Below are 18,506 nucleotides of genomic sequence, written 5' to 3'. Positions count from 1 at the left end.
CATCCTGCCTAGGGAAGTGAGTTGATGAGAGAGGGTCCGGCACCCCGGCGTCGTTGCCGTGGTCCTGAAAAGAGCCGGAGTCAGCGCTTGGTCTTCGGGTCGAGCGCGTCGCGTACCGAGTCGCCGAGCAGGTTGAACGCCAGTACGAAGATCACCATCGTCAGGCCCGGGAAGAGCAGGAAGGTGATGTCGTCCTGGTAGAACGTCGCGGCGTATCCGATCATGAGCCCCCAGTCGGGGGTCGGGTCCTGCAGACCGACGCCGAGGAAGGCGAGGCCCGCCTCCGTGGTGACCATCAGCGGCAGGTTGAGGGTCGCCTGGATGAGGATCGGAGTCCACAGGTTCGGCAGCAGCTCCTTGAAGATGATGCGTGCCGGAGATGCGCCCGTGACCTTGGCTGCCTCGACGAACTCCCGTTCGCGCAGGGCCAGTACCTGGCCGCGCAGCAGACGCCCGATGGCGGCCCAGCCGAAGACGGTGAGCAGGCCGATGAGGGAGGCGACCGTGAGCCAGACCGGGGTGTTCTCCTCGGGGGTCACGAAGAGCGCGATCACGACCGGGGTGAAGGCCACGAAGAAGAGCTGGGACGGGAAGGCCAGCAGGATGTCCATGACCCGGCCGAGGAACCAGTCCGTCTTGCCGCCGATGTAACCCGCGGTCACGCCGACGACCACGCCGATGATCACGACGAGGGCCGTGATGGCGGTGGCGATGAGCAACGAGTTGCGGATCGCGTAGAGCAGGAACGTGAACACGTCGCGGCCGAGCTGTGGGTCGATGCCGAACCAGAACTCGCCGCTGATGCCGCCGTTGGCCCCGGTGGGGAAGCCGTTGTCGCCGAGCAGGCCCGGGGTGTCGATCCCGTACGTCGTGTACGGGTCCTTGCCGTAGACCTTGGCGATGAGCGGCGCGCACAGCGACACCACGAAGAAGGCGATCACGACGAACGCGGATATGACGCCCGTACGGTCTCGCTTGAAACGGCGCCAGGCGAGTTGCCCGGGAGACCGGCTCTCGTTGGCCTTCGGAGCGTCAGAAGTGGTCGACTTCTCGACGCTCTCGTCGGTCACCTCAAGCGGGGCAGCCGCTGATGGAGTTGGGGGGGTCATGGTGCTCCTGGCCCAAGGGAGGGTCTGATGACTCCGCAGGGCACTCCCCTACGGGCTACGCGGGACTTTTTCAACGTAATTCATTCAAGGTCAATAAATTCTGGTCTGCCTTGGTCTTCTCTTTACTTCCTTTGCCTGGACTTGACCGTACCGTAGCTACGCGTGTAGCGCGCCGTAATCGTCCCGTGTCCAAATTCGGGCCAACTGCGCGAATCGGGCAACGAGTTCGATATCCGGTCGCCTGGGTGTCGGAATGCGTACATCTCGGGGTCACAATCCAACGGTTCGGCATCGGATGGCGGGGTTCCGTTGCGCACCGTGCCGGAGATCCATTGTGACCTGCGCAGTAGATCCTTTTCGACCCCCCAGCAGGAACCTGCTGTCTGTCGTCGCCACTCTTGCGTCATCCCCCGAATAGCCCCCTGTCTACCGTCCGTTGGGCGCGGTCCGTGTGCGTTGTGGGCCTTTTGAGTTGATATTGACCGTTAACGGATCAGGTGGATCGGGCAGATCGGCGCTCAGGTGCTGACGGCACAGCGCTCAGGTAAAAGCGCGGCAATGAGGAGGCATCCATGCGTGGAGCCACGCACGCCAGGTGGGCCGCCTGCGCGGCGGCGGCAGCGCTCGCGGCCACCGCCTGCGGAGGCGGCGGGAGCGGCAGCGGAGGCGGCGATGGCGGCGCGGTGCTCAGCTCCTCCTGGGGAGACCCGCAGAACCCCCTGGAACCCGCCAACACCAACGAGGTGCAGGGCGGCAAGGTCCTCGACATGATCTTCCGCAACCTGAAGCGGTACAACCCGGAGACCGGCAAGGCCGAGGACATGCTCGCCGAGAAGATCGACACCACGGACTCCCAGAACTTCACGATCACCGTCAAGGACGGCTGGACGTTCAGCAATGGCGAGAAAGTGACGTCCAGATCGTTCGTCGACGCCTGGAACTACGGCGCGAGCCTGAAGAACAACCAGAAGAACGCGTACTTCTTCGAGTACGTCGACGGCTACACCAGGACCCACCCGGCCGGCGGCGGCAAGCAGACCGCGGAGACCCTCTCCGGGCTCAAGGTCGTCGACGCCAGGACGTTCACCGTCCGGCTCACGCAGAAGTTCTCCACCTTCCCCGACACCCTGGGCTACGCCGCCTACGCCCCCCTGCCCCAGTCCTTCTTCACCGACCACGCCGACTGGCTGAAGAAACCGATCGGAAACGGCCCGTACACGATCGACTCCTACACCAAGGGCTCCCAGATGGCCCTGAAGAAGTGGGACGCCTACCCCGGCGACGACAAGGCGCAGAACGACGGAGTGACCCTGAAGGTCTACACCGACAACAACACCGCCTACACCGACCTGATGGCCGGCAACCTCGACCTGGTCGACGACGTGCCCGCGGCCCAGCTCAAGAACGTCAGGAACGACCTCGGCGACCGCTACCTCAACACCCCCGCCGGCATCATCCAGACCCTGGCCTTCCCCTACTACGACAAGGCCTGGAACAAGAGCGGCTCCGACAAGGTCCGTACCGGCCTCTCCCGCGCGATCGACCGCAAGCAGATCACCGAGACGATCTTCCAGAAGACCCGTACCCCCGCCACCGACTGGACCTCCCCGGTGCTCGGCAAGGACGGCGGCTTCAAGGAAGGCCTGTGCGGGGACGCCTGCGACTACGACCCCGCCGCCGCGAAGAAGCTCATCCAGGAGGGCGGCGGCCTCCCCGGCGGCCAGGTCAAAATCACATACAACGCGGACACCGGATCCCACAGACAGTGGGTCGACGCGGTCTGCAACTCCATCAACAACGCCCTCGGCAACGACAAGGCCTGCGTCGGCAACCCGGTCGGCACCTTCGCCGACTTCCGCAACCAGATCGGCGACCACAAGATGAGCGGCCCGTTCCGCGCGGGCTGGCAGATGGACTACCCCCTCATCCAGAACTTCCTCCAGCCGCTCTACTACACCAACGCCTCCTCCAACGACGGCAAGTGGTCCGACAAGGACTTCGACACCCTCGTGAACCAGGCCAACGCCGAGACCGACGCGGCGAAGGCGGTGCAGACCTTCCAGAAGGCCGAGGAGGTCGTCCGCGACAACATGGCCGCCATCCCGCTCTGGTACCAGAACGGCAGCGCCGGCTACTCGCAGCGGCTCTCGAACGTGAAGCTCAACCCGTTCTCCGTCCCGGTCTACAACGAGATCAAGGTCAGCTGACCCGCCATGGGCCGGTATGTGATCCGGCGTCTGCTGCAGATGATCCCGGTGTTCATCGGCGCCACGCTGCTGATCTTCCTGATGGTGAACGTGATGGGCGACCCCATCGCCGGACTGTGCGGCGAACGGCAGTGCGACCCGGCCACCGCCGCCCAACTGAAGAAGGAGTTCGGCCTCGACAAGCCGGTCTGGCAGCAGTACCTGACCTACATGGGGAACGTCTTCACCGGAGACTTCGGTACGGCGTTCAACGGCCAGCCGGTCACCGAGCTGATGTCGACGGCGTTCCCGGTCACCATCCGGCTGACGGTCGTCGCGATCCTCTTCGAGATCGTCATCGGCATCGCCCTCGGCGTCGTCACGGGCCTGCGCCGCGGCCGCCCCGTGGACACCGGGGTCCTCCTGCTCACCCTCGTCGTGATCTCCGTCCCCACCTTCGTCACCGGCCTGCTGCTGCAACTGCTGCTCGGCGTCCAGTGGGGCTTGATCAAACCGTCCGTCTCCGCCGAGGCCACCTTCGACGAGCTGATCGTGCCGGGCCTGGTGCTGGCCTCCGTCTCCCTGGCCTACGTCACCCGCCTCACCCGCACCTCGATCGCCGAGAACAGGCGCTCCGACTACGTCCGCACGGCCGTGGCCAAAGGCCTGCCGCGCCGCCGGGTCGTCATCCGGCACCTGCTGCGCAACTCCCTCATCCCCGTGATCACCTTCATCGGCACCGACATCGGCGCCCTGATGGGCGGCGCGATCGTCACCGAGCGCATCTTCAACATCCACGGCGTCGGCTTCCAGCTCTACCAGGGCATCCTCCGCCAGAACACCCAGACCGTCGTCGGCTTCGTGACCGTCCTCGTCCTGGTCTTCCTGGTCGCCAACCTGCTCGTCGACCTCCTGTACGCCGTACTCGACCCGAGGATCCGCTATGCCTGAGCAGCCGTACGAACCGCAGGGCGCGATCGCCGGCACCGGCATGGGCGGCGCGATGGACCTGGCCGCGGCGGAGGGCGAGACCCTCGAGAGACCGCCCGGCGGCGGGCCGCGGGACGCCGGACCGGCCGAGAAGGCCCGCTCCCTCTGGTCGGACGCCTGGCGCGACCTGCGCCGCAACCCGGTGTTCCTGATCTCCGCCCTGGTCATCCTCTTCCTGGTCTTCATCTCCCTGTGGCCCTCGGCCATCGCCTCCGGCAGCCCCCTCAAGTGCGACCTCGCCAAGGCCCAGGAGGGCTCCCAGCCCGGCCACCCCTTCGGCTACGACGGCCAGGGCTGCGACGTCTACACACGCACCGTCTACGGCGCCCGTACGTCCGTCACGGTCGGCGTCCTGGCCACGCTCGGCGTCGCCCTCTTCGGCAGCGTGCTCGGCGGACTGGCCGGCTTCTTCGGCGGGACCTGGGACTCGTTCCTGTCCCGGACCACCGACATCTTCTTCGCCATCCCCGTCGTCCTCGGCGGCCTGGTCCTCCTCTCCGTGGTGACCAGCAACACCGTCTGGCCGGTGATCGGCTTCATGGTCCTGCTCGGCTGGCCGCAGATCTCCCGCATCGCCCGCGGCTCGGTGATCACCGCCAGACAGAACGACTACGTCCAGGCCGCCCGGGCCCTCGGCGCCACCAACTCCCGCCTCCTGCTGCGTCACATCACCCCGAACGCGGTCGCCCCGGTGATCGTCGTCGCGACCATCGCGCTCGGCACGTACATCGCACTGGAGGCGACCCTGTCCTACCTGGGCGTCGGCCTGAAACCGCCGACCGTCTCCTGGGGCATCGACATCTCCGCCGCCTCCCCCTACATCCGCAACGCCCCGCACGCCCTGCTCTGGCCCTCGGGCGCCCTCGCCCTCACCGTCCTGGCCTTCATCATGCTCGGCGACGCGGTCCGCGACGCCCTCGACCCGAAGCTGAGGTGAGCGCCGGATGCTGCTCGAAGTACGCGACCTGCACGTGGAGTTCCGTACCCGGGACGGGATCGCCCGGGCCGTCAACGGCGTCAGCTACGGCGTGGACGCGGGCGAGACCCTCGCCGTGCTCGGAGAGTCGGGGTCCGGGAAGTCCGTCACCGCGCAGGCCGTCATGGGGATCCTGGACACGCCGCCGGGACGGATCACCGGCGGCGAGATCCACTTCCAGGGCCGGGACCTGCTCACCCTCAAGGAGGACGAGCGCAGGAAGGTCCGGGGCGCCGAGATGGCGATGATCTTCCAGGACGCCCTGTCCTCCCTGAACCCCGTGCTGTCGGTCGGCGACCAGCTCGGCGAGATGTTCGTCGTCCACCGGGGCATGTCGCGCAGGGACGCGCGGGCCAAGGCCGTGGAGCTGATGGACCACGTCCGCATCCCGGCCGCCAAGGAGCGGGTCAGGGACTACCCGCACCAGTTCTCCGGCGGCATGCGCCAGCGCATCATGATCGCGATGGCGCTCGCCCTCGAACCGGCGCTCATCATCGCCGACGAGCCCACCACCGCCCTCGACGTCACGGTCCAGGCCCAGGTCATGGACCTGCTCGCGGAGTTGCGGCGCGAGTACCGCATGGGCCTCATCCTCATCACCCACGACCTCGGCGTGGTCGCCGACGTCGCCGACCGCATCGCCGTCATGTACGCCGGCCGGATCGTCGAGTCGGCCCCCGTCCACGACATCTACAAGGCCCCCGCCCACCCCTACACCCGCGGCCTGCTCGACTCCATCCCGCGCCTGGACCAGAAGGGCCGGGAGCTCTACGCCATCAAGGGCCTGCCGCCCAACCTCCTGCACATCCCGCCGGGCTGCGCCTTCAACCCGCGCTGCCCGATGGCCCAGGACGTGTGCCGCACGGACGTACCGCCCCTGTACGACGTCGACGGGTCGGAGGCCGATGAGTCGGGGGCGGACCGCACGAGCGCATGTCACTTCTGGCGGGAGTGCCTGCATGGCTGAGCCGATTCTCGAGGTCAGCGGGCTGTACAAGCACTACCCGCTCACCCGGGGCATCCTGTTCAAGAAGCAGGTCGGGTCGGTGAAGGCCGTCGACGGCGTCGACTTCACCCTCGGCAGGGGCGAAACCCTCGGCATCGTCGGGGAGTCCGGCTGCGGCAAGTCCACCGTCGCCAAGATGCTGGTCAACCTGGAGCGGCCGACCGAGGGCCGGATCCGCTACAAGGGCGAGGACATCTCCCGGCTGTCGGGCAGAGCCCTGCGGGCGGTCCGCCGCAACATCCAGATGGTGTTCCAGGACCCGTACACCTCCCTCAACCCGCGCATGACCGTCGGCGACATCATCGGGGAGCCGTACGAGATCCACCCGGAGGTGGCCCCGAAGGGCGACCGGCGCAGAAGGGTCCAGGACCTCCTCGACGTCGTCGGCCTCAACCCGGAGTACATCAACCGCTACCCCCACCAGTTCTCCGGCGGCCAGCGCCAGCGCATCGGCATCGCCCGCGGGCTGGCCCTGCGCCCTGAGGTGATCGTCGCCGACGAGCCGGTGTCCGCGCTGGACGTGTCGGTCCAGGCGCAGGTGATCAACCTGCTGGACCGGCTCCAGAGCGAGTTCGACCTCGCCTACCTCTTCATCGCCCACAACCTGTCGATCGTCCGTCACATCTCCGACCGGGTCGGCGTCATGTACCTCGGCCGCATCGTGGAGATCGGCAGGGACGAGGAGATCTACGACCATCCGACCCACCCCTACACCCAGGCCCTGCTCTCCGCGGTCCCCGTCCCGGACCCGGCGGCGCGGGAGCAGCGGACGCGGATCATCCTGACCGGCGACGTCCCCTCCCCGACGAACATCCCCTCCGGCTGCCGCTTTCGCACCCGCTGCTGGAAGGCGCGGGAACGCTGCGCCCTGGAGGCGCCGGCCCTCGCGGTCCCCGCGGAGTTCCGCCTCGTCACCGGCCCCGCCGCACACGACTCGGCGTGCCACTTCGCGGAGGAGATCCGGGTGGTCCCGCCGGAGGAAGCACCGGCCGGGACGACGGACGAGCACGGCGACGCAGCGCCATAGACACACAAAGCCACATCAACCGCGTTAACACGCAGGCAACTTGGCTGACCCGATTCCGATATACGGACGCGTCAGGCTGAACAGCGTACGGCCGTGCGGGTGCCGTAAACGGGCCGGGGCGCGCCATGTAGCCCCGGCCCGTTGCCCGTGCCCCGGGCGCCTTGGATGCCTAATGCAGGCCCAGCGACCGCTTCAGGAAGTCCACCTGGAGCAGCAGCAGGTTCTCCGCGACCTGTTCCTGCGGGGTCATGTGGGTGACGCCCGACAGGGGCAGCACCTCGTGCGGGCGGCCCGCCGCCAGCAGCGCGGAGGACAGCCGCAGCGCGTGGGCGACGACCACGTTGTCGTCGGCCAGGCCGTGCACGATCATCAGCGGGCGGTGCGGCTCGGCGGGGGAGGAGAGCCCCTCGTCGGTGACGAGCGAGCTCTTCGCGTACGCCTCCGGCGAGGTGGCCGGGTCGCCGAGGTACCGCTCGGTGTAGTGGGTGTCGTAGAGCCGCCAGTCGGTGACCGGCGCGCCCGCGATGCCCGCGTGGAACACGTCGGGGCGGCGCAGCACCGCGAGGCCCGCGAGCCAGCCGCCGTAGGACCAGCCGCGGATCGCCACCCGGGACAGGTCGAGGGGATGACTCCTGGCCAGGTCCTGAAGCGCCTCGATCTGGTCGTCGAGGCTGACCGTGAAGTCGTGGTGGATCGCCTTCTCCCAGCCGGGGGAGCGGCCCGGCGTGCCCCGCCCGTCGGCGACGACCACCGCGAAGCCCTGGTCGGCGAACCACTGCGAGGTCAGATGCGCGTTGTGCGCGGCGAGGACGCGGGGCCCGTGCGGGCCGCCGTAGGGGTCCAGGAGGACGGGCAGGGGGCCGGCGGCGCCGGACGAGGCGTCACCGGGGTAGTCCGTAGGCATAAGCACGGCGCACGGGATCCGTCGTGCGCCCCCCTCGGTGAGGATCACGCGGGGAGTCAGGCCGGGATCGTCCGCAAACGACCGAACCGTCGCCGCCGGCTTCCCGTCCCGCAGCACTCGCGCCACGCTCCCCGGCCGGTCCGGCGTCGCCGACACCAGCACGGTCACGTGCCCCGCGCGCACCGCCGAGTGCACGCCGGGCTCCTGGGAGAGGCGCTCCACGCCGAGCTCGTTCACCCGGTAGACGTGCACCTCGCCGATCTCCGGCACGGCCGCGCCCTCCCCGGCCGAGGCGGAGACCAGCACGTCGTCGGCCGTGACGTCCAGCACCGCGCGCACGTGCAACTGGGCTCCGGTGAGCGGGCGTTCGCCGACCGTGAGGACCCGGGCGCCGCCCTCGTCGGCGATCCGGACCAGCTGCCCCGAGGGACTCCAGCACGGCACCCCAGGGAAAAGATCCAGCCAAATCAGATCTTCGTCGGCATGCACCATCCGGGTCGTCCCGGAGTCGGTGTCCACCGCCAGGAACAACTGACTCCGCTGGTCGCGCGCTTGTACGAGCAACAGCGGCGCCCCCGCCCCTGACCAGTGCACTCGCGCCAGATACGGGTACCGCGCACGGTCCCAGACGACCTCCGTGCGCACCCCGTCGAGGCCGAGCACGAACAGCCGTACGTCAGCGTTGGCCGTCCCGGCAGCCGGATAGGGTACGTGTTGTGGGTCACGTTTCGGCTGGGCCGGATCCGAGATCCACCACCGCTCCACCGGCGTGTCGTCCACACGCGTGACCAGCAGTCGGTCCGACTCCGGAGCCCACCAGAACCCGCGCGAACGCCCCATCTCCTCGGCCGCGATGAACTCGGCCAATCCATAGGAGACCGTGTCCGATTCCGGTTCCACCACCGCCCGGTCGTCCTCGCCCTCGGCCCCCACCACCCGCAGGGCACCCCCGGCGACGTACGCGACGAGCCGTCCGTCGGGGGACGGGCGGGGGTCGATCACCGGCCCCGGAACGCTGATCTCGCGCGCCGTCCCGGCCCGCAGCTCGGCCGTGAAAAGCCGCCCTGACAAGGCGAAAGACGCCAACTCGACGGCCTCGTCGGTGGCATAGCCGACGATCCCCGCACCCCCCTCGCGACTGCGTTCGCGACGCGCCCGCTCCTCGGGCGAGAGGTTCTCGGAGGCGCCACCGAGGAGGGCGGCCGGGTCGGCGGCGGGGCGTTCCGTCCCGTCCGCCGGATCGAGCACCCACAGGGAGTTCGCCCGTTTCGTCCCGGAGTCGGAGCGCAGGAACACGACACGGGAGCCGTCGGGAGCGACGGTGAACGAACGCGGCGCGCCGAGCGTGAAACGCTGGGTGCGGGCGTGCCGGCGGGGGAAGGAGTCGGACTCGGTCGTCATGGCCCGACCATATTGGCCATGCGACCCCCTTGTGCGGCTGTGCGCCGCGAGATGCGCACCCACACATAGTTATGATCACTAGCGCTGTGTGGGTATGAACCTGCTGGCTGATGTATGGATTTACAAGTTCCCTTGTTCTGTTTTTGCCCCCACGTTCCCGGGTTCTTGGAGGTGAGCCGCCGTGGCACTCTCGATTTCGGCGGTGGTGCTGCTGGCGATCATCGTCTTCTTGTTGATCAAGAAGTCAGGCCTGAAGGGCGGTCACGCGGTTGTCTGCATCCTGCTCGGCTTCTACCTCGCCTCCTCGACCATGGCGGGGACGATCAACGATCTGACGACGAGCGTGGCGAGCATGATCAGCAGCATCAAGTTCTGACGCGGGCGAACGCGTGGGCTCCGGTGGTCGGTTGACCGGAGCTCGATGCTGGTCGCCATGTTCCGCGCCTTCCCCGCGCTCAGATCCGTAAGCTTGACGGATCTGGGACAAGTGCAGGGCTTGAGCGGGGGCACGTGAACGGACACAACGCTGACGATCGGCTGCGGGAGCTGGCGAAGGCCTCGCCCAACTTCGGGCGTCTGTACGGCTACCAGCCCCTCCTCGCCATCTACGGCTCACAGGCAGAGCTCACCGTCCTGACCAACCCGAACGCCGCCTACGTGAGCGCGGGGCAGTTCGGTGAGGTGCTGGCCGAGGAGTTCGTCACCCGCACCGGCACACGGGTCGAGGGCACGACCCAGTTCGACCGTCTCAACGCGCTCACGCGGGCGGGCGTACTCGTCGGCTGGAGCCGTCAGGCGTTCGACCAGTTGCGCCGGGGCCGCAACGACGCCGCGCACAACCACCTCTTCGACACGACGAAGGCCCTCGAAGCGCTGAAGTTGTGCTGGCAGTTGGGCGACCTCTTCGACCGGGCCATGGGCGGTACGCGCACAGTGTCCGCGTTCGTCCCGCCGACGCTTCCGGCCGATGTGCCGTCCGTCGACCCCGAGGAGATCGCGGAGCTTCAGGAAGCGCTGGAAGGGCATCGCCGTGCGCTGGCCGAGTCGCGCGTCAAACTCTCCGAGACCAGCGACCGCCTTGAGGCAGAGCGTCGTGCGCGGGCCGAGGCCGAAGCGCTCATCGCCAGTACGCAGCAGTCGAAGTCCGCGTATGCCGCCCAGGTCGAAGAGCTGCAGGCCCAGGTCGCCGACCTGCGTGCAGCTCACCAGCAGCAGTACGACCGCGAGCGGCTCCAGCCCCGCAAGGTCGCTTCCGCCGCCCGCGAGGCCATCGTCGAACGCGCGCAACGCCCCGCCCCGCTCAACGAGGTGCAGGCGCGGAAGAAGATCGACGCGATGCTCACCAAGGCGGGCTGGCTGATCCAGAGCAAGTCCGAGGCCAACCCGCTGGCGGGCAAGGGCGTCGCCATCGAAGAGTTCACGTTGGCCACCGGCCGCGCCGACTACGTCCTCTACGTCGACGGGAAGATCGTCGGCGTCATCGAGGCCAAGCGCGAGGGCACCGCGCTCGCCGGCGCCCTTGCCCAGAACGAGCGGTACGCGGCCGGGGTGCTCAAGGAGCACGCGATGGCTGTCTGGCGCCGGGAGGAACCCTTCGCGTTCCGCTACGTCAGCACGGGCGCGGAGACGTACTTCCTGAACCGCGTCGACCCCGAAGCGCGCTCCCGCGAGGTCTTCGCCTTCCATCGCCCCGAGACCATCGCCGCGTGGATGAAGCGGGCGGACGAGGAGCCGGGCACGCCGACCTTCCGCGCCGCCCTCCGCACGAGCATGCCGCTTCTGGAGACCCACGGCCTGCGCATGGCCCAGGTCGAGGCCATCACGGGCCTGGAGAGCTCTCTGGCCGTCGACCGGCCGCGTGCCCTCATCCAGATGGCGACGGGCGCGGGCAAGACGTTCACGGCCGTCACAGAGACGTACCGGCTGCTGCGCCACGCGGGTGCCCGCAGGGTCCTCTTCCTCGTGGACCGCAACAACCTCGGCCGCCAGGCCCACGCGGAGTTCGACAAGTACCGCACGCCCGACGAGAACCGTAAGCTCACCGACCTCTACAACGTGGACATGCTGGGCCGCAGCGGGCTCCAGGACACGTCCGCAGTCGTGATCTCCACGATCCAGCGCATGTACGCGCTACTCAAGGGCGAGGAGCTGGCGGACGGGCCGGAGACGGACGAGCCGGAGTCGAACGAGGCAGCCGCCGACTCGGGTGAGGAAAAGAAGGTCTCGAACCTGGACGAGACCTACGCGGCGGATGAGCCGGTCACGGTCGAGTACAACCCCGACGTACCGATCGAGTCCTTCGACGTGATCGTCATCGACGAGTGCCACCGCTCCATCTACGGCCTGTGGCGCGGCGTCCTGGAGTACTTCGACGCCCATCTGGTCGGCCTCACGGCCACACCCACCCGCCAGACCAAGGGCTTCTTCGACAACAACATGGTGTCGAAGTACACGTTCGAGCAGGCCGTGGCCGACGGCGTCAACGTCGACTTCGACATCGTGCGCCTGAACACGACCCTGCGGGAGGACGGTGGCGCGAAGATCGAGGCGGGCACGACTGTGCGCATCCGTGACCGGCAGACGCGCGCTCAGCGTTACGAAGAGCTCGACGAGGACTTCGAGTACACGACTGCGCAGCTCGGCCGCACGGTGATCACCGCAGACGAGATCCGGGCTGTCCTGACGACGTACAGGAACAACTGGGAGCGGTGGTTCCCGGGGCGTGCGGACATCCCCAAGACCCTGGTCTTCGCGGCGGGCGACGACCACGCGGAGGAAGTGCTGAAGCAGGTCAAGGAGGTCTTCGGCCGGGGCGACGCCTTCGCGAAGAAGATCACGTACCGATCGCGGCAGAACGGGGACGACCCCGACGCGCTCATCAACGACCTGCGCAACTCGCCCAGACTGCGGGTGGCGGTGACGGTCGACATGATCGCCACGGGTACGGACGTGAAGCCGCTGGAATGCGTGATCTTCCTCCGGTCGATCAAGAGCCCGGTCCTCTTCGAGCAGATGAAGGGCCGGGGCGCCCGCTCGATCGACGCGGACGAGCTGAAGGCGGTGACGCCGGACGCTGCGCCCGACCTGACGAAGGACCGTTTCGTCCTGATCGACGCGGTGGGCGTCACGGACTCCCCGCTGGTGGACGCCCGGCCGCTCATCCCGGCGGGGGAGAAGAGCGTCTCGCTCGCGAAACTCCTCGATAAGGCGGGAACGCTGTCGCTGACGGCGGACGAGGCGGAGACGCTGGCGCGTCGCCTCGCCCGCATCGAGCGGCAGCTCGGCGATGAGGAGAAGGGCCTCCTGGCCCAGACCTCCGGGGGCGTCAGCCTGGCCGACCTGTCGCGCCGGATCACCGACGCGGTGGACGTGGACACCCAGGACCGAGCTCGCCACGAGGGTGGCCCCGAGCTGGCCAAGAAGCTGGTCCAGGACGCGGTGGCCCCGCTGACCGCCAACCCGGAACTGCGCAAGCTGATCCTTGAGATCCGTCACCAGCAGGACCTGACGTACGACGAGACGACCGAGGTCGGGATCACCGAGATGCGGGAGATACCGCGCTCGGAGCGGGCTCGCAAGGAGCTGGCTGAATGGAACTCGCTGCTGGAGCGGGAGCAGCGGGACGAGAACGCGGCGATTCGCGTGGCGCTCGGTAGCGGTGTCCGTGTCAGCCCGCGCGAGGCGAGGGACGCGCTGAAGGAGCTCGCGGGCAGGATCCGGGCGACCAACCGGACGTGGACGACGGGTGTCCTGTGGGGCCTCTACGACGAGCTCGGCAAGGCGGCGGCGAGCCCCGGCAAGGAGGCTGGCCTTGGCGATCTGATGCGCCTCATCCGCTACGAGCTCGGCGCGGACGACGAGCTGCGCCCGTACCGTACGGTGGTCGAGGAGCGCTTCGAGGGCTGGCTGCTGCGACAGGAGCAGGCGGGTGTGGAGTTCACCGAGGAGCAGGTGTGGTGGCTTGAGCGGATAAAGGACGCCATTGTCAACGACATTGGCATCGAGCCGGGGGACTTTGGACACGCACCTTTCACTGAGCGTGGTGGAGGCCGGGGCTTCATGAAGGCGTTCGGCGACAAGGACAAGGCGTTGGAACTGTTGGATGAGCTGAATCAGGAACTGGCGTGAGCGTGAGCGTGGACGGGGAGAGGGCACTTCCGGCGGGGTGGGCGTGGGCCGAGGTAGGAGACCTACTCCGGCGCATCGAAGCTGGTAAGTCGTTCACCTGTGAACCGCGGCCCGCCGAGCCGAATGAGTGGGGCATCATCAAGGTGAGCGCCATGACCTGGGGAAGTTTTGACGCTACCGAGAATAAGGCTGTTCCTGAGGGTAGAGAATTTGACCCCGCCTACGAGATTCGCTCGGGTGACATTCTGCTGAGCAGGGCGAATACGAAGGCGTATGTTGGAGCCCCAGTTCTTGTAGGAGCCTGTCGACCCAGGCTGCTTCTTTCAGATAAAAGCTTGCGGCTTGTTCCGGGCGATTATGTCAGTAGACGGTGGCTCGTTCACTTCTTGCGCTCACCCGAAGCTAGGGCCTATATCGAAGCCAAGGCTAGCGGCACAAAGGATGCGATGCGCAACCTTTCGCAAGAGGCGCTGCAGAGGATGCCGGTCGCGCTACCGCCGCTCGCGGAGCAGCATCGCATCGGAGAGGCTCTCGAAGAGCAGTTGTCGCGGCTGGATGCTGCCGTAGCGAGCGTGAATGCCGGGTGGCGTCGGGCGCAAGGCCTTGAGTCAGCGACGCTGACCAGTGTGTTGTCAAGAGTGGACCATCTTGCAGCGAAACCTCTCGGTGAGTTGCTGAGGGAGCCGCTGCGGAATGGGCATTCCGCCAAGGCGACCACTGATCCATCCGGTATCCGGACGCTCAATCTCACCGCGGTGACCCAGGGAGATTTCAGCAACGGCAACACAAAGCTGACCGTCGCCGACCCGTACCGCGTGCGTGACCTTTGGTTGAGTCGAGGAGACATTCTCGTCCAAAGGTCTAACACCCCGGATCTCGTGGGTACGACTGCGATGTACGAAGGCCCCGACGACTGGGCGATCTTTCCCGACCTGCTCATCCGTGTTCGCGTAAACGAAGAAGTGCTCCCAGAATTCGCAACCTTGGTCCTACAGAGCCATAGAGGGCGTGCTTACTTCAAGGCTCGTGCGAAGGGGCTGGCCGGTTCGATGCCCAAGATCGACCAGGCGACGATCGAAGGGTTCCCCGTCCCCGTACCGTCGCTTGACGAACAGGCGCGCATGGTCGACGAGGTACGGGACGAGCTTGACCGCGTTGCTCGTATCTCGCGTGAACTCGACAGTGCCCGACAGCGATCCGTCGGCCTCCGTAATGCTCTCCTGCGTACGGCCTTCAGCGGCAAACTGGCCTCCCAGGATCCGGATGACGAACCTGCCCAAGCCGTTCTGACCCGCATCGTCGCCGAGAGTGTCGGCCAGTCGAAAGCGAAGCGCATCCGAAAGGCCACGGTTAGTAACGCCAGCGTAACGCGAGCCGCTGCCCCCGCCGACCTTGTCCCAGAGCCCACCCCCGCCCCCTCCCTCGCCGTCCAGCAGGAGTTCGACCTGTGACCGCCCCAGACAACCAGCAGCCCGTGAGCGAGTCGGGTGCGAAGACGGCCAAGGCCGTTGCGCAGACGAACACGCTCGTCTCGAAGCTCTGGAACTACTGCAACGTCCTCCGTGACAATGGCATGTCCACCATCGAGTACGTCGAGCAGCTTTCCTACCTGCTCTTCCTCAAGATGGTCGACGAGATCGAGAACGATCCGTGGGACGGCCAGGACATGAGCGCCATCGTGCCCGCCGACTACAACTGGAAGTCACTCGTCGGCAAGCGCGGCGCGGCCCTGGAGAAGCACTACCGCGACACCCTCGAACACCTTCGCAACAAGCCCGGCACCACCATCGGCACGATCTTCGCCGACGCCCAGAACCGGATCACCAAGCCGGCGCTTCTGGAGAAACTGGTCGTCGAGCTGATCGGCCGTGAAGACTGGTCCATGACCGGCACGGACCTCAAGGGCGACGCCTACGAGGGTCTCCTCAACAAGGGTGCCTCGGACACCAAGACCGGCGCCGGCCAGTACTTCACCCCCCGCGCGCTCATCGACGCCATGATCGATGTCACTAGGCCCGGCCCGGACGACACCATCACGGACCCGGCCTGCGGCACCGGCGGCTTCCTCATTGCCGCGTACTCCTACATTCGCGACCATCACATGAAGACGATGTCGCTGGACCAGCGGAAGGCCTACGACGAGGGTCGCAAGATCTGGGGCAACGAACTCGTCACCGCCACTGCCCGCCTCGCCGCGATGAACATGCTTCTCCACGGCATCGGCAAGAGCGACGGCCCGAGCCTCATCGATGTAGGCGACGCCCTCGCTGATAAGCCCAGCGGCAAGCACGCCACGCTCGTCCTCGCGAACCCGCCCTTCGGCCGTAAGTCGGCGATCACGGTCATCGGCCAGGACGGCGAGGTGGAGCGGGAGGACATTCAGTACGACCGCGACGACTTCACGGCGACGACCACGAACAAGCAGCTGAACTTCCTCCAGCACATCATGTCGCTCACGGCGGTCAACGGTCGCGCCGCCGTAGTACTGCCCGACAACGTCCTCTTCGAGGGCGGGGCCGGTGAGAAGGTCCGGCGCAAGCTGCTCGACGAGTTCGACCTGCACACCATCCTGCGGCTGCCCACCGGCATCTTCTACGCCGGCGGGGTCAAGGCCAACGTCCTCTTCTTCGACAAGAAGCCCCCGCGCGCCGACGGCAAGCCACTCACCACCGAGACCTGGATCTACGACTTCCGGACCGGCCAGCACTTCACGCTCAAGCAGCGCCCGCTGACCCGTGCCCACCTCGACGACTTCGTGACGGCCTACGGAGTCGGCGAGCCCCGGTCGGCCCGGGTGGAGTCCGAGGACGAGAACGGGCCGTTCAAGAAGTTCAGCTACGAGGCACTGATTGCCCGCGACAAGGTCAACCTCGACATCACGTGGATGAAGGACCCCGCCCTCGAAGACGCCGACAGCGGCCTGCCGCCCGAGGTGATCGCCGAGGAGATCGTCCGCGACCTCCAGGCCGCCCTGAACGAGTTCACGGCCATCGCCCGCTCTCTGGGCGGCGAGGTCGACGTGCCGGAGACCGAGGTCGAGTAGACCGTCAGCCCCGGGACGCGAACGGCACGAAGTCGGCCCAGGCCTCCGGCGAGAGCTGGAGGCGGGGGCCGACGATGTGTTTGGAGTCCCGGACGTGGATGATGTCGGGGGTCGTGGCGATCTCGACGCAGTCGTTGGGGTTACTGCTGTCGCTGTAGCTGCTCTTGAACCACACCAGCTCTGAATCCCCGGCAGAGGCCTTGCGGATCATGTTTCTCCCACCAGTCGCTCGATGAAGGCCAGTGACTCCCGTGCGGTCAGAGCCTCGGCCCGGATGATGCCATAGCGCAGTTCAAGGATCCGGAGCTGCCTCGGGTCGTCGACGGGACGGCCGTTGAACTCGTCGTCCATGCGCCCAACCGCCGTACCGTCCCCGAACTTCAGCACCTGGATACGCCCTCCCGTCCCAGGGTGGTCCCAGCGGTCCGTCGGCATCACCTGAATTTCGACGTTCCGCAACTGCGCCATCACCAGCAGATGTTCGAGCTGCCTGCGCCACACCATCTTGCCCCCGACCGGACGCCTCAGCGTCGTCTCTTCCAGGACGAAGCTGAGTTCAGGGGCTGGCGAACGATCGTAGATCGCCTTTCGGGCCATGCGCGCCGTCACTGCTTGTTCCAACTGGTCTTCCGGAGTGACAGGGCGCCGTGTTCTCAGCAACGCCCATGCGTACTCCTCTGTCTGAAGCAGGCCGTGCAGGTTGTGATTGCCGTACGAGAGCAGCTCTACGGCCTTCGCCTCCAGCTCCGCCAGGTCACGCACCTTCTTCGGATACCGGACCTTCTCCACGTCCTCCTTCATCGCTGCCAGCAGCCCGCCCGCCGCCAGCACCTCGTCCGCCTTGTCCAGGAACTCCGGCCGGGGGATCCGCTTGCCGCTCTCCAGCTTGTAGATCATGTCCTCGCCGTACCCGACGGCTTCGCCGAACTTGCCCGCCCGCATCCCCACCGCCTCGCGGCGCAGCTTCAACTGCCGCCCGACCGTGGCGACGATCGCGAGCCCCCAGTCGTCGTCCGGGTCCACCTCCCAACCCGGCTCGTCCGCCTCGCCCTTGAGGTGTACCGCCTCGTCGTCCACCTGTGTCATTCCGCACCCCTCCGTCGTACGAACGTGCCGCGACGCCCTTGCCCGCACGGTGGTCCAAGACAGCCCGCACACGTCCGGACAGCGCCGGACAGTCACCGTACGCAACAACGTCGTCACTGTTCACGGTAAGTGGATGCGGCCACTCTGGGTGACGTGATCCAAGAATCCGCTGCCCCCGAAGTCCGACCCGACCGCCCCGTCCGTGACTTCAGCGTGCGGCTGTCTCCAACGCCCCGCGGGGCCCGCCTCGGCCGTCTGCTCGCCGCTGAGCAACTGCGCTCCTGGGGAATCCCGTTGGACCCGGCACGTCAGATCGTCGCGGAACTCGCGGCCAACGCGGCCATTCACGGCCGTGTGCCCGGCCGGGACTTCCGTCTCGACCTATACGTCATCGCGAGCACCCTGCGTATTGAGGTGACCGACACCCACGGCGATCGTCTGCCGTGCCCTCAGGAACTCGCCCCGGACGCCGAGTCCGGCCGAGGGCTGGTCCTCGTCGAGGCGCTCGCCGACCGCTGGGGCGTGACCCCCGGACTGCGTCCGCGCAAAACGGTCTGGGCCGAGTGCGCCATGGAAGCGCCTTGATGTATTCCCGGCTGAGCTGGGAGGAATTCGGAGAGTATTCCTGGGCCGAATGACTTACCCGGAGC

Annotated in this window: 14 protein-coding genes; 10 read left to right on the top strand and 4 right to left on the bottom strand. The window is 67.3% G+C overall.

Annotated elements, in window-relative coordinates; translation table 11 throughout:
• Positions 1 to 80: 80 nt before the first annotated feature.
• Entirely contained in the window at positions 81 to 1,109 is a 1,029-nt protein-coding gene (locus ACIBTS_RS36465; RefSeq protein ID WP_399324977.1) for an ABC transporter permease, read from the bottom strand.
• 572 nt (positions 1,110 to 1,681) lie between these two features.
• Here ACIBTS_RS36465 and ACIBTS_RS36460 point away from each other — a divergent pair.
• The 5 genes from ACIBTS_RS36460 to ACIBTS_RS36440 are packed head-to-tail and all read left to right on the top strand — an operon-like array spanning position 1,682 to position 7,294.
• Positions 1,682 to 3,316, top strand: a complete 1,635-nt coding sequence (locus ACIBTS_RS36460) for an ABC transporter substrate-binding protein (protein ID WP_399324976.1) — start codon at positions 1,682 to 1,684, stop codon at positions 3,314 to 3,316.
• Between the two features lie 6 nt (positions 3,317 to 3,322).
• On the top strand, positions 3,323 to 4,246 hold the full coding sequence (locus tag ACIBTS_RS36455) for an ABC transporter permease (protein WP_399324975.1): 924 nt from the start codon (positions 3,323 to 3,325) through the stop codon (positions 4,244 to 4,246).
• Positions 4,239 to 5,222 carry an ABC transporter permease gene (locus ACIBTS_RS36450; protein ID WP_399324974.1) on the top strand — a complete coding sequence of 328 codons (984 nt, stop codon included), beginning with the start codon at positions 4,239 to 4,241 and terminating at the stop codon, positions 5,220 to 5,222. Before ACIBTS_RS36455 ends, ACIBTS_RS36450 begins: the two co-directional genes overlap by 8 nt.
• 7 nt (positions 5,223 to 5,229) lie before the next feature.
• Positions 5,230 to 6,228, top strand: coding sequence for an ABC transporter ATP-binding protein (locus ACIBTS_RS36445; RefSeq protein WP_399324973.1), 999 nt, complete (start codon positions 5,230 to 5,232; stop codon positions 6,226 to 6,228).
• The gene (locus ACIBTS_RS36440) at positions 6,221 to 7,294 is read left to right on the top strand and encodes an ABC transporter ATP-binding protein (protein WP_399324972.1); all 1,074 of its coding nucleotides are present in this window, start codon (positions 6,221 to 6,223) and stop codon (positions 7,292 to 7,294) included. Before ACIBTS_RS36445 ends, ACIBTS_RS36440 begins: the two co-directional genes overlap by 8 nt.
• Positions 7,295 to 7,463: 169 nt before the next feature.
• Here ACIBTS_RS36440 and ACIBTS_RS36435 read toward each other — a convergent pair whose 3' ends face one another.
• Entirely contained in the window at positions 7,464 to 9,599 is a 2,136-nt protein-coding gene (locus tag ACIBTS_RS36435) for a prolyl oligopeptidase family serine peptidase (RefSeq protein ID WP_399324971.1), read from the bottom strand.
• Between the two features lie 181 nt (positions 9,600 to 9,780).
• On the opposite strand from ACIBTS_RS36435, the gene ACIBTS_RS36430 reads away from it, so the two are divergent.
• The 4 genes from ACIBTS_RS36430 to ACIBTS_RS36415 all read left to right on the top strand — a co-directional run bounded on the left by ACIBTS_RS36430 (position 9,781) and on the right by ACIBTS_RS36415 (position 16,770).
• Positions 9,781 to 9,975 (top strand): hypothetical protein, encoded by a 195-nt coding sequence (locus ACIBTS_RS36430; RefSeq protein ID WP_319342521.1) that lies wholly within the window; start codon positions 9,781 to 9,783, stop codon positions 9,973 to 9,975.
• Positions 9,976 to 10,109: 134 nt separating this feature from the next.
• On the top strand, positions 10,110 to 13,727 hold the full coding sequence (locus ACIBTS_RS36425; RefSeq protein WP_399324970.1) for a DEAD/DEAH box helicase family protein: 3,618 nt from the start codon (positions 10,110 to 10,112) through the stop codon (positions 13,725 to 13,727).
• 446 nt (positions 13,728 to 14,173) lie between these two features.
• Positions 14,174 to 15,178 (top strand): hypothetical protein, encoded by a 1,005-nt coding sequence (locus ACIBTS_RS36420; protein WP_399324969.1) that lies wholly within the window; start codon positions 14,174 to 14,176, stop codon positions 15,176 to 15,178.
• Entirely contained in the window at positions 15,175 to 16,770 is a 1,596-nt protein-coding gene (locus tag ACIBTS_RS36415) for an N-6 DNA methylase (RefSeq protein WP_399324968.1), read from the top strand. Before ACIBTS_RS36420 ends, ACIBTS_RS36415 begins: the two co-directional genes overlap by 4 nt.
• Before the next feature lie 4 nt (positions 16,771 to 16,774).
• On the opposite strand, the gene ACIBTS_RS36410 is transcribed toward ACIBTS_RS36415, so the two are convergent.
• Positions 16,775 to 16,981, bottom strand: coding sequence for a DUF397 domain-containing protein (locus ACIBTS_RS36410; RefSeq protein WP_399324967.1), 207 nt, complete (start codon positions 16,979 to 16,981; stop codon positions 16,775 to 16,777).
• Entirely contained in the window at positions 16,978 to 17,856 is an 879-nt protein-coding gene (locus ACIBTS_RS36405; protein WP_399324966.1) for a helix-turn-helix domain-containing protein, read from the bottom strand. Before ACIBTS_RS36405 ends, ACIBTS_RS36410 begins: the two co-directional genes overlap by 4 nt.
• 153 nt (positions 17,857 to 18,009) lie before the next feature.
• On the opposite strand from ACIBTS_RS36405, the gene ACIBTS_RS36400 reads away from it, so the two are divergent.
• Positions 18,010 to 18,441 carry an ATP-binding protein gene (locus tag ACIBTS_RS36400; protein WP_399324965.1) on the top strand — a complete coding sequence of 144 codons (432 nt, stop codon included), beginning with the start codon at positions 18,010 to 18,012 and terminating at the stop codon, positions 18,439 to 18,441.
• Positions 18,442 to 18,506 lie beyond the last annotated feature (65 nt).

The organism is Streptomyces sp. NPDC050121, from assembly GCF_044460385.1.
In the GTDB taxonomy this organism is placed as follows: Bacteria; Actinomycetota; Actinomycetes; order Streptomycetales; family Streptomycetaceae; genus Streptomyces; species Streptomyces soliscabiei.
This window is presented reverse-complemented; position numbering and strand designations above follow the sequence as displayed.

Excerpts from the sequence above, each read along its gene's own strand:
- ACIBTS_RS36465 (WP_399324977.1), bottom strand. The coding sequence starts at position 1,109 with ATGACCCCCCCAACTCCATCAGCGGCTGCCCCGCTTGAGGTGACCGAC.
- ACIBTS_RS36460 (WP_399324976.1), top strand. The coding sequence starts at position 1,682 with ATGCGTGGAGCCACGCACGCCAGGTGGGCCGCCTGCGCGGCGGCGGCA.
- ACIBTS_RS36455 (WP_399324975.1), top strand. The coding sequence starts at position 3,323 with ATGGGCCGGTATGTGATCCGGCGTCTGCTGCAGATGATCCCGGTGTTC.
- ACIBTS_RS36450 (WP_399324974.1), top strand. The coding sequence starts at position 4,239 with ATGCCTGAGCAGCCGTACGAACCGCAGGGCGCGATCGCCGGCACCGGC.
- ACIBTS_RS36445 (WP_399324973.1), top strand. The coding sequence starts at position 5,230 with ATGCTGCTCGAAGTACGCGACCTGCACGTGGAGTTCCGTACCCGGGAC.
- ACIBTS_RS36440 (WP_399324972.1), top strand. The coding sequence starts at position 6,221 with ATGGCTGAGCCGATTCTCGAGGTCAGCGGGCTGTACAAGCACTACCCG.
- ACIBTS_RS36435 (WP_399324971.1), bottom strand. The coding sequence starts at position 9,599 with ATGACGACCGAGTCCGACTCCTTCCCCCGCCGGCACGCCCGCACCCAG.
- ACIBTS_RS36420 (WP_399324969.1), top strand. The coding sequence starts at position 14,174 with ATGCGCAACCTTTCGCAAGAGGCGCTGCAGAGGATGCCGGTCGCGCTA.
- ACIBTS_RS36410 (WP_399324967.1), bottom strand. The coding sequence starts at position 16,981 with ATGATCCGCAAGGCCTCTGCCGGGGATTCAGAGCTGGTGTGGTTCAAG.
- ACIBTS_RS36405 (WP_399324966.1), bottom strand. The coding sequence starts at position 17,856 with ATGACACAGGTGGACGACGAGGCGGTACACCTCAAGGGCGAGGCGGAC.